The sequence below is a fragment of the Pseudomonas sp. BR20 genome (assembly GCF_050780135.1).
Lineage (GTDB): Bacteria > Pseudomonadota > Gammaproteobacteria > Pseudomonadales > Pseudomonadaceae > Aquipseudomonas.
Window position 1 is genome coordinate 4,877,735 of sequence record NZ_CP172012.1, and the last position, 13,281, is coordinate 4,891,015.

Below are 13,281 nucleotides of genomic sequence, written 5' to 3' on the forward strand. Positions count from 1 at the left end.
TTCCCCACTGTCATGCCCTTTTTAGCAAAAGCGGCCATAGACAGAATCAATAGCGGAACTGGCCGCCCTGGATCTGCGCCAACAGTTGCCCGGTAACCGGCACATAGCAGTCCGAACCCGGCAGCCAGGCATACACCGGGTCGTTGCCGGCCTTGTCCGGATCAAAGGCTTCTTCCTTGAGCTTGACCTTCTGGTACTTAAAGGTACCGGTGGTTTCCATCTTGACCTTGATCCGCAGGAAGAGCGGCACCGCATAGTGCGGCAACTGGCCGTGGGCGAATTGCAGCAGCTCGCGCATGTCCAGTGAGGCCAGGGATTCACTCGGGGTGATGGCGACCATGCCCGCGCGGCCATTGGTGTTTTCGATCTCGACGCCATAGGCCACTGCTTCGGCGATCTGCGGGTGTTGCAGCAGGACGTTTTCGACCTCGGTGGTGGACACGTTTTCACCTTTCCAGCGATAGGTATCCCCCAGGCGATCCACGAACTGCGCATGACCGAAGCCGATGCTGCGCAACACATCGCCGGTATTGAAGTAGCGGTCACCTTTTTCAAACACGTCGGTGAGTACCACCCTGCGATTCTTTTCCGGGTCGGTGTAGCCGTCGAAGGGCGATTTTTCATCGATCCTGGCCAGTAACAGGCCTTGCCCGCCCGTGGGGACTTTACGCATAAAACCATCGCTGCCACGCAACGGCTCGCCGTTGTCGTGGGCGTAGTCCACCAGCGCCCAGTGCTGGAGGCAGAAACCGATGGTGTTGTCGAAATTCAGTACGTTGGTAAAACCGATATTGCCGTCACTGGCCGCGTACAGCTCACAGATATGCTCCACGCCATAGCGTGCCTTGAACTGCGCCCACACGCCGGGGCGCAAGCCATTGCCGACCATCTTGGTCACGCGGTTATCACGGTCGTTTTCGCCGGGTGGCTGGTCGAGCAGGTAACGACACAACTCACCGACGTAGCCGAGGGTGGTCGCCTTGAATCTGCGCGCATCGTCCCAGAACTGGCTGGCGCTGAACTTGCGGCGGATGGCGAAGCCCGACGCCCCGACAATTGCCGAGCCCCAGCACACACAAAGGCCGGTGGCGTGGTACAGCGGCAACGTGCAATACAGGACGTCGTCAGGGCCCATGTCCAAGGCGATGCTGCCGAAGCTGACGGCGGTTTTGGTCCAGCGACCATGTTTCATGATGCCGGCCTTGGGCAGGCCGGTGGTGCCGGAGGTGTAGATATAGAAGCAAGGGTCGCTGAAGAAGATCTGCGCGGTGCTGGCCGGGTTGTCCACCGGGCACTCGCCGCTCGCAGCCAACAGGTCGATATACCCCTGCGGCACCAGGCTGGACGGCTGATCGGCGACGAACCAGGTTCGATCAGCCGCGATGGCCACCTGATCGCGCACCGCGTCATAGGGGGCGACCAATTCCGCGCCGACAATAATGGCTGCCGGACTCACCAGGTTCAGGCTGTGCACCAACGCCGCCTGGGTTTGTGCGGTATTGAGCATCGCGCAGATGCCCCCCAGCTTGGCCACGGCCAGCACGTTCAAGAGTAATTCGGGGCGGTTTTCGATAAACAGCGCCACCACGTCACCCTTGCCGATGCCTTGGGCTTGCAAGTGGTGGGCGATACGGTTGGCGCACTGGTTGGCGTCGGTGTAGCTGAGCACACGGTCGCCGTAAAGCAGCGCGTTGCCGTCGGGGTTGCGCAGGGTGGCTTGCTCAAAGTGCCAGCCCAACCCGCAAGGCTGCGCGGGGTCGGTGACATTGGCGGCACGCATGCCGCGCACTACGCGCGGCAGGGCGCGAACGATGGCCGGCACCTTACTCAGCAGCTTGCCCCAGGTGATCATGTCGTTGTGCGGGTGGCTCATGGAGGAACGTCCTTTTTCTTATTCTTCGTCTGATCCCGAAACGCCGACACCTCCGTAAGAGGAAGGCCGAATGCATTGCAGGAAAATACGTCAGCCGTTCTTCGGCTGTACATGCGGGATTTGAAAAGTTTTGTATCCCGTCGGGTGCGCGCTCAAAAAAGGAATTTAGCTGCCCGCGGGTAGTCTTTATCCATACAGGCGCGTCCATCCCACCCCATTGAGTAACGCAAAATGCAGGATGCATGATGGCCATTCATGCAATCTGCACGAAACCGAAAATCTTCTGATTTTTCAAACTACTGATTTATAACGATATTTTATAAATCATAAGATGGCACAATCACTGCACCTATCACTCCATGCTTGCCAACTTGAGCCAACGGAGCTGATAGACATGAGCCTGATCCAAGATAAATTCGCTTCAGTATTCTCCAACTACGACGTCACCACCCAGCCACGTCCCGACGGCGGCATCCTTTTGACCCTGCGCAACAGTGACGGCAAACAGGTCAAGCGTTCGATCTCTTACCAGCAGCTGCATACTGCCGATCAATTGACTTGGGTGATCAGCGCGATTCGCCGCGACCTGGCCGAACAAGCCAGTGAATTGCCGCACATTTCGATGCTGCAAAGTCAGAACCGCTTTGCCCTGCCGACCTACCACTCGGCGTAAATACCGCAGTCATAACAAGGCCGCGACGCTCTTGAGCGTCGCGGCCTTTTTTGTTTGACGATGACTCCAGCCCGGCACTTCGCCGGACTGCGCCTAACCCCGATACAGCGTGTTTATCAAACACTTAGGCGAGTTCAACATAGGCCGGTGCCGTCTCGTCCTATAGAGTCGGCACAGGGGTGCCGCCGTTCAAGGCTGGAATCTTTGAAAACACCTCAGCCATAAAATCCATGAACACGATAGCCCGCGTGGGGAGCAGTCTATTGGCGACATAAACCATCTGCACGGGGACAGGGGGAGCCCCATGGTTGGCGAGAATGAACTGTAATCTCCCGCTGTTCAGCCCGCCCTCAAACAGCCACGCAGGTCCATGCGCCACACCCAGGCCCGCCACGACCGCCGCACTCACAGCGTCGGGAGAGTTGACCCTGAGCCTACCGGTAATCGGAATGTTCGCGTCTCGGAATCGCCAGGTCGCCCCGGACGACAGTAAGGTGTAGATGATGCAATCGTGGTCGCGTAGATCCTCCGGGGTCTGCGGAACGCCGCGTTTAGCCAAGTAGTCCTTGCTGGCGACGAAGACCCGGTCGTACCATCCAAGAGGCCGGGCGCGCAATGTGCTGTCCTCCATCTGTCCTATGCGAATGGCGAGTTCGGTGCCTTCATTGACCAGGTCTACGTATCGATCGTTGAGCTGGAGATCCAAGATCAATTGAGGGTAGCGTTCCAAAAAGGCCGGCACATGCGGCAGCACAAACGCGTGTGCGAGAGCTGTCGGACAGGCTACGCGCAAGAGTCCCGATGGATCGACGTTGTTTCTGAAGGACGATTCGGATTCATCCACAGCATCCAGGATGCGCCGGATGTCCGCATAGTAGCGTTCGCCCTCCGGTGTCAACGACAGCTTGCGCGTAGACCGGTGGAGCAAACGCGTCTGCAAATGATCCTCCAGAGCCGCTACATAACGGCTTACATTGGGTTGCCCCAGCCCTAGATCCCGCCCTGCCGCCGAAAAGCTCCCGGTTTCTACCGCACGCGCGAAGCATGTCATCAAAAGAAATCGGTCCACTTCTCCACCTCAATTCATGCTCAATTTGCATGAATTATATGCGAATAAGCAGTCTTATATGCTATGGAGCATGAGCGCATAGTTCTCCGTGTCGACCGCAGTGGTCGTCATTCACCGGAGAATTCAAATGTCGCGCTTGCAAGGTAAACGTACGCTCATCACTGGCGGCACCAGTGGCATCGGGCTGGAAACGGCAAAGCAGTTCCTGGCGGAGGGTGCTCGCGTGATAGTAACGGGTGTCAACCCCGATTCGATTGCAAAGGCCCAGGCCGAATTAGGCCCGGAAGTGCCGGTGCTGCGCGCCGACTCGGCCAGCGTTGCAGCACAAAAGGAGCTGGCACAAGTCATCAAGGAACACTACGGCCAACTCGACGTTGCCTTCCTCAATGCCGGCGTATCCGTCTGGCTGCCCATTGAGGAATGGACGGAAGATATGTTCGACCGCTCTTTCGACATCAACGTCAAAGGGCCGTACTTCCTGATGCAGGCGCTGTTGCCGGTCTTCGCCAACCCTGCTTCCGTAGTGTTGACGACTTCCGTAAGCGCGCATGCAGGCGCAGATCGCTCGTCCGTGTATGCCGCAACGAAGGCCGCACTGCTGAACATGTCGAAGACGCTCTCGACCGAATTGCTGGGCCGTGGCATCCGTGTCAACGCAGTGAGCCCTGGCCCCGTCGAGACTCCGCTTTACGACAAGCTGGGTATTCCGGAAGCTTATCGCGCGCAGCTTAACAAAGAGATCGCGGCAACCATTCCGCTTGGGCGCTTCGGTACCTCCGACGAGGTGGCCAAAGCAGTGCTGTATCTGGCATCCGACGAGTCACGCTGGACGGTCGGCTCTGAAATCGTCCTTGACGGCGGCCGCCTGCTGAATGGCTAAGCGCGCAGCTCAAGAATTATGCGAATGCCACATCGTCCGGGCTGAGTTAATCGGGTACTGAACGCCCGCCCCAGCACTCAGCGACGAACCAGTCCAATCCAGACTGCGCACACAGCGGCACGCGGGAAACCTCTGCCGCTGTTTCCGCTTGATAAACCATCCAGGGCCACTAAAAGCAATGAACGCTCTTACGCTAATAAGCCACCCACTATGCCCATTCGTACAGCGCGCCGCGATTGTGCTTCTTGAAAAGGGTATCCAATTCGATCGGATAGATGTCGATTTATCAGCCAAGCCAGACTGGTTCCTGGCCGTTTCGCCAACCGGCAAGGTCCCCGTGCTCAAGGTGCGTCAGGACAATGCGCAAGATGCGATCCTATTCGAAAGCATGGTCATCTGCGAGTACCTCGACGAAACCCAAGGTGGCGCGCCGATGTACCCCGTTGATGCGTTAGCTCGCGCACGGAATCGCGCATGGATCGAGTTCGCGTCGCAGACTCAAGCTGAAGCCTGGCAGTTTCTCCACGCTCGTGACTCTGCGACCGCAGATGCCAAGCGCACCGCATTTCGCGAACGGCTCGGCAAACTGGAGTCAGAAATAGGCGTGGGGCCGTTCTTCGATGGCTCGGCCTTTGGAATGGTTGATGCGGTTTATGCCCCGCTTTTCCGTTACTTCGAGAGTATCGACGCAACTGTCGCACACCAGATTTTCGACGGTCTTCCGCGCATTTCGGCTTGGCGTGAGGCGCTTGAGGCGCGCTCCAGCGTAAGGGATGCCGTTGTCGAAGACTATGCCGATCGTTTCCAGACGCATCTGCGCCAACAAGGAGCGCTGATCGCTGCCGCTTAGCCGACGCGATCAATCAAAAGACTGACGTCGAGCTTAGCGCCACCAATGCGACGTTAGACATCGAGCCCCCCGAATGTGAATGGGCGACACGATGATGAGGTCAATTAGGTGCAAGGTCGAGGTCATGGGATTACCGTTATTGCGCATGTTCATTCGAGAGTTCGACCGAGCATGGGATGCCCTTTTGCGCATCAAGATCGACCAGGCGTTGCTGGAGCGCCGCACGAATGCCTTGACAGGCCGAAGCACGGCTTCGTTGTGGCTGGACTATGACGCTTCAAACCGATTGCTTCGGTGGCCGAAAGTCCTCATCCAAGGCTCGCTTGGGTCAGCATAAACCTTGGCGTGCCGCCTCATTCATCGCCTGCACGCGGTTGGTCACTCCAAGTTTGCCGTAGATATTGCGCAGGTGGAATTTCACCGTCGCTTCGGACGTGGCGCGAATCTGGCTGATTTCCCAGACGGTCTTGCCTTCGGAGGCCCAACGCAGGATTTCCAGTTCCGTAGGCGTCAGTGGTTTTCCGGACAAACTCAAACGCCTTCTGACAGTGCTGGGCACGGAGTTTGGCGTTGGAAACAATTCCCTGGGGCCTCTCATTAGTTTCACTCCCTTTTGTTGGCTATCGCCCTATCACCTTCGGATTCCTCCTATTGACAGGTGATATAAACGTTGATGCCGCAAAGAGTTACATAACCAATGGCACTAAGGCGCAGGCCCCGCGATAAACAGCCGGGCCTTACAAGAATAAGAGTTTATTCCCACAACAACTTCCAACATGCGGGGGTTGAAGTTTTCGATACACCGTAATTAGTCATCCAGACCCGGAAAGCGTCGGGCGATATCGTCGCCCGTCAACTCCGGCACTGGGCTTTGCGCATTATTGAAGAGTCGCAGCGTTATACAGTGCGGGTTCTCCCCCATATCAAACCAGTGCGCCATACCGGCCGGCACCCCCAGCAGGTCGTTTTTCTCACAACGCACGGCATACACGTAGTCGCCAACATGCAGGTTGAACAAACCCTGGCCGGCGATGAAAAAACGCACTTCGTCTTCGTTGTAGCGGCGCTCATCCAGGAACCGGGCACGCCATTCGGCTTTCTGCGGGTGGTCGCTCGTGACACGGAGCACCGCCACCGCACCATAGCCTAGTGCATCGATCTGCGGCTGATAGGCGGCAATCATTTCAGCGTCGCTGGCGTCCCTCTCGATCAGGCCTGGCTGCCAGCGCTCGAACCGCACACCGTGCTCGGCCAGGGTGGCAGCGATGTCGTCGACATGGCTCAGGACCTTGTTCGGGGTATCCGGTGAAGCAACGGGGTAGACGGCGACATAACTCATTGAAGGGTTCCTTGGTTCTGCTCTTGCAATCGAAAACCGATGATAACGGCCGCGGCCAGGGCTGCGACGCTGGCAATACTAAAGGTGACGGTCGGCCCCAGCAGGTTCCAGCTGTAGCCGGAATACAGCGCACCCAGCGCACCGCCGGTGCCGGCCAGGGCGGCGTACAGCGCCTGGCCCTGGCCTTGTTGCTTATCGCCAAAGCTGCGCTGCACAAAGGCAATCGCCGCCGCGTGAAAACTGCCGAACGTGGCAGCGTGCATGACCTGCGCCAGCAACAGCACCCACGGGAGTTCGGCAAACGAGCCCAGCAGCAACCAGCGCAGTGCTGCCAGCAGGAAACTGGCCAGCAGCACCCGGCGTACCGAAAAACGCGCAAGGATGCGGCTCATGCCCAGGAACATCAGCACTTCCGCCACCACACCCAGGGCCCACAGCGTGCCGATCACGCCACGGCTGTAGCCGAGGTGTTCGAGGTGCAGGGTCAGGAAGGTGTAATACGGGCCATGGCTCATTTGCATCAGCGCCACACAGGCGTAAAACGCCAGTACGCCGGGGCTGCGCAATTGCTTGAGGAATCCATCAGCCGCCAGGCGATTACCGTGGCTGGCGGGCTGCGCATTCGGCACCCACAGGCTGGCGCCGATGATGCCAGCCATGATCACCACGACCACCACCGGGTAGATGTCCAGGCTCAGCCAGTCGAACAGGCGACCCATGATCACCACGGTGAGGATAAAACCGATGGAGCCCCACAGGCGTACCTGGCTATAGCGCGAGGTCTGTTTTTGCAGGTGGGCCAGTGTGATCACTTCGAACTGCGGCAGCACCGCGTGCCAGAAGAACGCATGCAGGGCCATCACCAGGGCCAGCCAGGCGTAGGTGTGGCTGATGAAGATCAGGGAAAAACTCAACAGGGTGCACACCGCGCCGAAGCGCACGATGGCCAGACGTCGGCCGGTGTAGTCGCCCAGCCAGCCCCACAGGTTGGGGGCCACGCAGCGCATCAGCATGGGGATGGCCACCAGCTCGCCGATACGCGCGCTGGAGAACCCCAGGTGGTCGAAGTACAGCGCCAGGAACGGCGCCGTCGCCCCGAGCAGGGCGAAGTAGAACAGGTAGAAGCTGGAGAGACGCCAGTATGGGAGGGCTGTCACCGCCGCGCCGTCACAGTTGGCCCAGCACCGGGGTACTCACGCGCACATCGGCGTTTTGCCCGCGATTGCGCAACAGGTGGTCCATCAACACGATGGCCATCATCGCTTCGGCAATCGGCGTGGCACGGATGCCCACGCACGGGTCGTGACGGCCCTTGGTGATCACGTCCACCGGGTTGCCGTGCACATCGATGGAACGGCCGGGGGTAGTGATGCTCGAGGTGGCCTTGAGTGCCAGGTGCGCAACAATCGGTTGGCCGGAGGAAATACCGCCGAGGATGCCGCCCGCGTTGTTGCTGAGGAAGCCTTCCGGGGTCAGTTCATCGCGGTGCTCGGTGCCACGCTGGGACACGCAGGCGAAACCGGCGCCGATTTCCACACCTTTCACCGCATTGATGCTCATCAGCGCATGGGCCAGTTCGGCGTCGAGGCGGTCGAAGATCGGCTCGCCCAGGCCCGGCTTGACGCCTTCGGCGACCACGGTGATCTTGGCGCCGACCGAATCCTGGTCGCGGCGCAGCTGGTCCATGTAGGCTTCCAGTTCCGGCACTTTGTCCGGGTCAGGGCAGAAAAAGGCGTTGTCTTCCACGCTGTCCCAGGTCTTGAACGGGATTTCAATCGGGCCCAACTGGCTCATGTAGCCACGGATGACGATGCCCTGGGTCGCCAGGTATTTCTTGGCGATGGCGCCGGCAGCCACACGCATCGCGGTTTCGCGCGCCGAGCTGCGGCCGCCGCCACGGTAGTCACGTTCGCCGTATTTATGGTGGTAGGTGTAGTCGGCGTGAGCCGGGCGGAACAGATCCTTGATCGCCGAGTAGTCCTTGGACTTCTGGTCGGTGTTGCGAATCAGCAGGCCGATGGCGCACCCGGTGGTGCGGCCTTCGAACACCCCGGAGAGGATCTCGACTTCGTCGGGCTCCTGGCGCTGGGTGGTGTGGCGGCTGGTGCCGGGCTTGCGGCGGTCGAGGTCACGCTGCAGGTCTTCCAGGGACAGCTCGAGGCCGGGCGGGCAGCCGTCGACAATGGCGACCAACGCCGGGCCATGGCTTTCGCCCGCGGTGGTGACAGTGAACAGCTTGCCGAAGGTATTGCCGGACATGCAGGGCGCTCCGTGAAATCAGTTGAATCAAGTCAACCGTAATAACTTAAGGCGGCCAGTATACGCAGGCTAACCGACTAGTTCATCCTCGAAACCTTACCGGTAGACCTTGGTCCAACCGGCACCTTCCTCATGATGGCGCGATGATGCTGCGAGTTCTTCTGTTTACCCTGACCCTGTTTACCGCCGTGGCCCACGCCGCCTCCCCTGTCGTACTGCAACGCCCGATCAGCCTGGACACCGGCAGCGGCGAACTGTTTGGCTCGCTGCTGCTGCCCCAGTCCGACAAGCCGGTCCCGGTGGTGTTGATCATCGCCGGCTCCGGCCCCACCGACCGCAACGGCAACAGCGCCGACGGCGCACGCAATGACAGCCTCAAGCGCCTGGCCTGGGTGCTGGCCCGGCACAACATCGCCAGCGTGCGCTACGACAAGCGCGGTGTAGCCGCCAGCCTGGCCGCCACGCCCAACGAACGCAACCTGACCCTCGACGCCTATGTGGCCGACGCGGTGGCCTGGGGTAAATTGCTCAAAGCCGACAAACGCATGGGCCCGCTGATTGTGCTGGGCCACAGCGAAGGCGCTCTGGTGGCCGCACTGGCTGCACCGCAACTCGACCCGGCCGGGGTGATATCCCTGTCCGGCAGCGCCCGCCCGGTGGATCAGGTCATCCGCCAGCAACTGGCCGATCACCTGCCCCCTGCCCTGCTGCTGCGCAGCAATGAAATCCTTGATCACCTCAAGGCCGGTCAGGTGGATGCCGATGTGCCTGGCCCGTTGGAGGGCATTTTCCGACCCAGCGTGCAGCCGTATCTGATCAGCCTGTTTCGCGCCGACCCTTCGGCGGCCTTTGCGAAACTGCGCATGCCGGCGTTGATCATCCAGGGCACCAACGATATTCAGGTAGGTGTCGGCGACGCCCAGCAACTCAAAAGGGCCAAGCCCGATGCCGAACTGACGGTGATCGAAGGCATGAACCACGTGATGCGCATCGTGCCCAACGACGTAAAGCAACAATTGGCCTCCTACAATGACCCGCAATTACCCCTCGCCGCCGAGCTGGGCAACCGTGTGGTGCGCTTTATCGACGGACTTCAACCCCGTTAAGCGACAATTTGCCTCCAGTCCTGCAGAAATCGGCCGATAAGCCCAGGGTCGACGGCAAAAAGACGGTCGACTTGCAGGGCTTGGACAGGATCGCACCGCATGACAACCACTGAAGCAACACCGGAACCGACCGCCGACACCCCGGCTGAAAAAACCGAGGCCATCGACACGGCGGCTCCCCTGCCGTGGGCGGATGTTCAGGCCGAGCATTTCAAGATGCTGCGCCTGGCCCCGCTGGCCACCGACCGCGCCACCGGCCTGCGGCCGCTAAGGTTCGTACAGTTCGGCTATGCCGAGCGCCATGACAAACACCACAGCCTGTTGCGCATGGTCATCCAATTGCCGGGGCAGCGGGTGCGCCGTGAGCAGAACCATCTGGATATCTGGGTGGATCACGATAAACACCGCGTGCACTTCGGCCCGGGCAACAGCCTGGAAATCGAACCGGCCAACCGCGGCATCGGTCGCTTCCTGGTGGCCCAGGGCGCCGCGTGGGCGAAGAAGAAATGGTCGCACTACCGCGTCGACGGCGTGGACCTGGCCAACAAGGATGCACTCAACGAAGCCACACGCCTGCGCCGCGATCACTTCCTGCGCGTCCAGGGTTTCGATGTGGCCTACGCCGATGTGCAGCACCTCAAAGGCAACGTGCAGCCGGGCAAGGTCAGCGACGTGCTCGACAGTTGGAACACCGAGAAGGTGCAGTTCGTGGAGATCCTTGAAGCCGCGCAGATGCTGCAACAGGCCGAGCACAACCTGTTGGAGCAGGAAGTGAAGCTGCGCAAGGAAGAAGAAAAGGTCACCAAGTTCAAGCGTGAGGACAGCGGGTTGCGGTTCACCATCACCTGCCTGGTGGCGTTCACCGTGTTTCAGGCGGGGCTGTTGATCTGGATTGCCACGCACCGCTAGCCGGCTGGAAAGCAATCAAAATGTGGGGGGGCTTTCCCCCTCCCACATTTTCTACTGATAAGGTTGGTTAAACCCGAGCGGCGAAGATTGCCTGATGTTCCCGGCACTGTTCGGCCGTGAGCATGAACACCCCATGCCCACCCCGCTGGAAGTCCAGCCAGGCGAAGTCCACTTCCGGGTACAGCGCGTCAACATGCACCTGGCTGTTACCCACCTCGACGATCAGCAAACCCTTCTCGGTCAGGTGGTCCGCCGCCTCGGCCAGCATGCGCCGCACCAGGTTCAAGCCATCGTCGCCACAGGCCAGGCCCAGCTCCGGCTCGTGCTGGTATTCGTCCGGCATGTCGGCAAAGTCTTCGGCATCCACATACGGTGGGTTGGACACAATCAGGTCAAAGCGCTGGCCCGGCAGGCCGTCGAAGCCATCGCCCTGCACGGTGTACACGCGCTCGTCGACACCATGGCGCTCGATATTCTGGTTGGCTACTTCCAGGGCTTCGAAGGACAAGTCACCGAGTACCACTTCGGCGTCCTGGAACTCGTAAGCGCAGGCAATGCCGATGCAACCGGAGCCGGTGCACAGGTCGAGGATGCGCGCCGGCGGTTGGGCCAGCCAAGGCTCGAAGCGGTTTTCGATCAACTCGCCGATGGGTGAACGCGGGATCAGCACGCGCTCGTCAACGATAAACGACATGCCGCAGAACCACGCCTCTTTCAACAGATAGGCGGTAGGCACGCGCTCGTGGATACGGCGATGCAGCAAGCGTTGTACGTGGGAGATTTCCTCTTCTTCCAGGTTGCAATCCAGGTAGCTGTCGGCAATTTCCCATGGCAGGTGCAAAGCGCCGAGCACCAACTGCCGGGCTTCGTCCCAGGCATTGTCGGTACCGTGGCCAAAAAACAGGTCTTCCCCATGGAAACGGCTGACAGCCCAACGGATGTGGTCGCGCAAGGTGCGCAGGCGGGATGTGATCACGGGGGCAGACTCCTGGAAAAAACGACTGGCGATTCTAACAGCCTTCGCCTGTGCCGACGATGTACGAAAACCTGTCGCCGTACGTCGGATTTCATCCAAATCGCCATCATTCGGTTAAACATCACCGCCACTTGACATGGCTGCACGCCAGCAACGGCGTACCTTACAATAGTAGCGATTCACAGAACCGCTCAGCCAGTGGACAATGACGCAAAAGCCCCCCTCACAGGAGCCCCAGAATGTCCGTTCCAAAGACGATGTTTCAACTCAGCGGTCGTGGTTACGCAGCTGCCAACCTTGGCCATGCGACCCTCGTGATCATCGACGCCCAAAAGGAATACCTCAGTGGCCCGCTCGCCCTCTCCGGCATGGACGCGGCGGTCGGCAATATCAAGCAACTGGTCGCCGCTGCACGCAACGCCGGACGCCCGATCGTGCATGTGCGTCACCTCGGTACCGTGGGCGGCCTGTTTGACCCGCAGGGCGAGCGTGGTGAGTTCATCCCCGGCCTCGAACCTCAAGGTGACGAAACCATCATCGGCAAGCTGCTGCCCAGCGCCTTCCACGGCACCGGCCTGGAAAAACACCTGCAGGACCTCGGCTCCCTGGACCTGATCGTCTGCGGCTTCATGAGCCATTCCAGCGTCAGCACCACCGTACGCGCCGCCAAGAACCTGGGCTTTCGCTGCACCCTGGTGGAAGACGCCTGCGCCACCCGCGACCTGCCCTACAAGGGCGGCATCCTGAGCGCCGAGCATGTGCAGCAAACCGAAATGGCCATCATGGCTGACAACTTCGCCACCCTCGCCCTGACTAAAGATCTGATCTGATCGTGCTTCTGATGAGCGGTGCGGCCTGTTGATGGCCCCGCTCATCTGCAAATGCCTGTCATTTGCTGCAATTACCTCTGGCACAGGAACAACCTGTGTAACTTCCGGTCGAAGGGCCGATACCCTGGAGGAAAGGTCGGAATGAAGATATCCGATGGTTTTGACGCTCGTCGCTTGCGCCCCAAGGGCCCGAGCAACTGGCGTCTGCGCTTGGTGGCCGGCATTGCCGCGCTGCTGGCGGTAGTAGGTTTGCTGTTGACCGGCGCTGGTGGCGCCGGTTTGTTTGGCCACTCGCCGGCCCTTGGTGAACTGAATGCCAGCCCCGGCGGTTCGGCGCTCCTGGCGGTGATCGGGTTGCTGGTGCTGTGGCTGGGCGTCTGGTTATGGCGACGCAGCCGTCGGAAGATGCGCCAGCCGTTGTCACTGAATATCGCCTCGCACCTGATGAAAAAGCATGACTGATGGCGCTTGGATAGCGTTTCCTGCGCCCCGGCCGCCGCGATTTAGGTAAACTGCC

14 protein-coding genes are annotated in these 13,281 nt (G+C 60.0%); 7 read left to right on the forward strand and 7 right to left on the reverse strand.

Translation table 11 applies throughout. The annotated features are described in order from the left end of the window. Nucleotides 1–46 precede the first annotated feature (46 nt). Nucleotides 47–1,873, reverse strand: a complete 1,827-nt coding sequence (locus tag ACHPFG_RS22405) for a long-chain-acyl-CoA synthetase (protein ID WP_431700461.1) — start codon at nt 1,871–1,873, stop codon at nt 47–49. Between the two features lie 394 nt (nt 1,874–2,267). On the opposite strand from ACHPFG_RS22405, the gene ACHPFG_RS22410 reads away from it, so the two are divergent. Continuing rightward, nucleotides 2,268–2,546, forward strand: a complete 279-nt coding sequence (locus ACHPFG_RS22410) for a DUF3509 domain-containing protein (protein WP_131700382.1) — start codon at nt 2,268–2,270, stop codon at nt 2,544–2,546. 160 nt (nt 2,547–2,706) lie between these two features. Here the strand turns inward: ACHPFG_RS22410 and ACHPFG_RS22415 are convergent, their stop codons facing one another. After that, the gene (locus ACHPFG_RS22415; RefSeq protein WP_431700462.1) at nt 2,707–3,615 is read right to left on the reverse strand and encodes a LysR family transcriptional regulator; all 909 of its coding nucleotides are present in this window, start codon (nt 3,613–3,615) and stop codon (nt 2,707–2,709) included. Between the two features lie 127 nt (nt 3,616–3,742). Here ACHPFG_RS22415 and ACHPFG_RS22420 point away from each other — a divergent pair, with 127 nt between their 5' ends. Next, the gene (locus tag ACHPFG_RS22420) at nt 3,743–4,495 is read left to right on the forward strand and encodes an SDR family oxidoreductase (RefSeq protein ID WP_431700463.1); all 753 of its coding nucleotides are present in this window, start codon (nt 3,743–3,745) and stop codon (nt 4,493–4,495) included. A 178-nt stretch (nt 4,496–4,673) separates the two neighbouring features. After that, complete coding sequence (locus tag ACHPFG_RS22425; RefSeq protein WP_431700464.1) at nt 4,674–5,345, forward strand: glutathione S-transferase family protein; 672 nt, start codon at nt 4,674–4,676, stop codon at nt 5,343–5,345. Nucleotides 5,346–5,673: 328 nt separating this feature from the next. On the opposite strand, the gene ACHPFG_RS22430 is transcribed toward ACHPFG_RS22425, so the two are convergent. The 4 genes from ACHPFG_RS22430 to aroC all read right to left on the reverse strand — a co-directional run bounded on the left by ACHPFG_RS22430 (nt 5,674) and on the right by aroC (nt 8,943). Beyond that, on the reverse strand, nt 5,674–5,943 hold the full coding sequence (locus ACHPFG_RS22430) for a response regulator transcription factor (protein ID WP_431700465.1): 270 nt from the start codon (nt 5,941–5,943) through the stop codon (nt 5,674–5,676). A gap of 210 nt (nt 5,944–6,153) precedes the next feature. Next, entirely contained in the window at nt 6,154–6,684 is a 531-nt protein-coding gene (locus ACHPFG_RS22435) for a 1,2-dihydroxy-3-keto-5-methylthiopentene dioxygenase (protein WP_431700466.1), read from the reverse strand. After that, nucleotides 6,681–7,841 (reverse strand): MFS transporter, encoded by a 1,161-nt coding sequence (locus tag ACHPFG_RS22440; protein WP_131700376.1) that lies wholly within the window; start codon nt 7,839–7,841, stop codon nt 6,681–6,683. Before ACHPFG_RS22440 ends, ACHPFG_RS22435 begins: the two co-directional genes overlap by 4 nt. 10 nt (nt 7,842–7,851) lie before the next feature. After that, nucleotides 7,852–8,943: a chorismate synthase gene (gene aroC, locus ACHPFG_RS22445; protein WP_027603936.1), complete on the reverse strand. Its 1,092-nt coding sequence runs from the start codon at nt 8,941–8,943 to the stop codon at nt 7,852–7,854. Between the two features lie 143 nt (nt 8,944–9,086). Between aroC and ACHPFG_RS22450 the strand changes: the two genes are divergently transcribed. Then, nucleotides 9,087–10,049 (forward strand): alpha/beta hydrolase, encoded by a 963-nt coding sequence (locus tag ACHPFG_RS22450; RefSeq protein WP_431700467.1) that lies wholly within the window; start codon nt 9,087–9,089, stop codon nt 10,047–10,049. A gap of 99 nt (nt 10,050–10,148) precedes the next feature. Further along, nucleotides 10,149–10,958, forward strand: coding sequence for a hypothetical protein (locus ACHPFG_RS22455; protein ID WP_065940505.1), 810 nt, complete (start codon nt 10,149–10,151; stop codon nt 10,956–10,958). A 67-nt stretch (nt 10,959–11,025) separates the two neighbouring features. On the opposite strand, the gene prmB is transcribed toward ACHPFG_RS22455, so the two are convergent. Next, nucleotides 11,026–11,934: a 50S ribosomal protein L3 N(5)-glutamine methyltransferase gene (gene prmB / locus ACHPFG_RS22460; RefSeq protein ID WP_065926617.1), complete on the reverse strand. Its 909-nt coding sequence runs from the start codon at nt 11,932–11,934 to the stop codon at nt 11,026–11,028. A 239-nt stretch (nt 11,935–12,173) separates the two neighbouring features. On the opposite strand from prmB, the gene ACHPFG_RS22465 reads away from it, so the two are divergent. Both ACHPFG_RS22465 and ACHPFG_RS22470 read left to right on the forward strand, forming a co-directional pair. Next, complete coding sequence (locus tag ACHPFG_RS22465) at nt 12,174–12,764, forward strand: cysteine hydrolase family protein (RefSeq protein WP_065926616.1); 591 nt, start codon at nt 12,174–12,176, stop codon at nt 12,762–12,764. 141 nt (nt 12,765–12,905) lie between these two features. Continuing rightward, nucleotides 12,906–13,226 (forward strand): hypothetical protein, encoded by a 321-nt coding sequence (locus ACHPFG_RS22470; protein WP_131700373.1) that lies wholly within the window; start codon nt 12,906–12,908, stop codon nt 13,224–13,226. Nucleotides 13,227–13,281 lie beyond the last annotated feature (55 nt).

Excerpts from the sequence above, each read along its gene's own strand:
- ACHPFG_RS22405 (WP_431700461.1), bottom strand. The coding sequence starts at position 1,873 with ATGAGCCACCCGCACAACGACATGATCACCTGGGGCAAGCTGCTGAGT.
- ACHPFG_RS22410 (WP_131700382.1), top strand. The coding sequence starts at position 2,268 with ATGAGCCTGATCCAAGATAAATTCGCTTCAGTATTCTCCAACTACGAC.
- ACHPFG_RS22420 (WP_431700463.1), top strand. The coding sequence starts at position 3,743 with ATGTCGCGCTTGCAAGGTAAACGTACGCTCATCACTGGCGGCACCAGT.
- ACHPFG_RS22425 (WP_431700464.1), top strand. The coding sequence starts at position 4,674 with ATGAACGCTCTTACGCTAATAAGCCACCCACTATGCCCATTCGTACAG.
- ACHPFG_RS22430 (WP_431700465.1), bottom strand. The coding sequence starts at position 5,943 with ATGAGAGGCCCCAGGGAATTGTTTCCAACGCCAAACTCCGTGCCCAGC.
- ACHPFG_RS22435 (WP_431700466.1), bottom strand. The coding sequence starts at position 6,684 with ATGAGTTATGTCGCCGTCTACCCCGTTGCTTCACCGGATACCCCGAAC.
- aroC (WP_027603936.1), bottom strand. The coding sequence starts at position 8,943 with ATGTCCGGCAATACCTTCGGCAAGCTGTTCACTGTCACCACCGCGGGC.
- ACHPFG_RS22450 (WP_431700467.1), top strand. The coding sequence starts at position 9,087 with ATGATGCTGCGAGTTCTTCTGTTTACCCTGACCCTGTTTACCGCCGTG.
- ACHPFG_RS22455 (WP_065940505.1), top strand. The coding sequence starts at position 10,149 with ATGACAACCACTGAAGCAACACCGGAACCGACCGCCGACACCCCGGCT.
- ACHPFG_RS22465 (WP_065926616.1), top strand. The coding sequence starts at position 12,174 with ATGTCCGTTCCAAAGACGATGTTTCAACTCAGCGGTCGTGGTTACGCA.
- ACHPFG_RS22470 (WP_131700373.1), top strand. The coding sequence starts at position 12,906 with ATGAAGATATCCGATGGTTTTGACGCTCGTCGCTTGCGCCCCAAGGGC.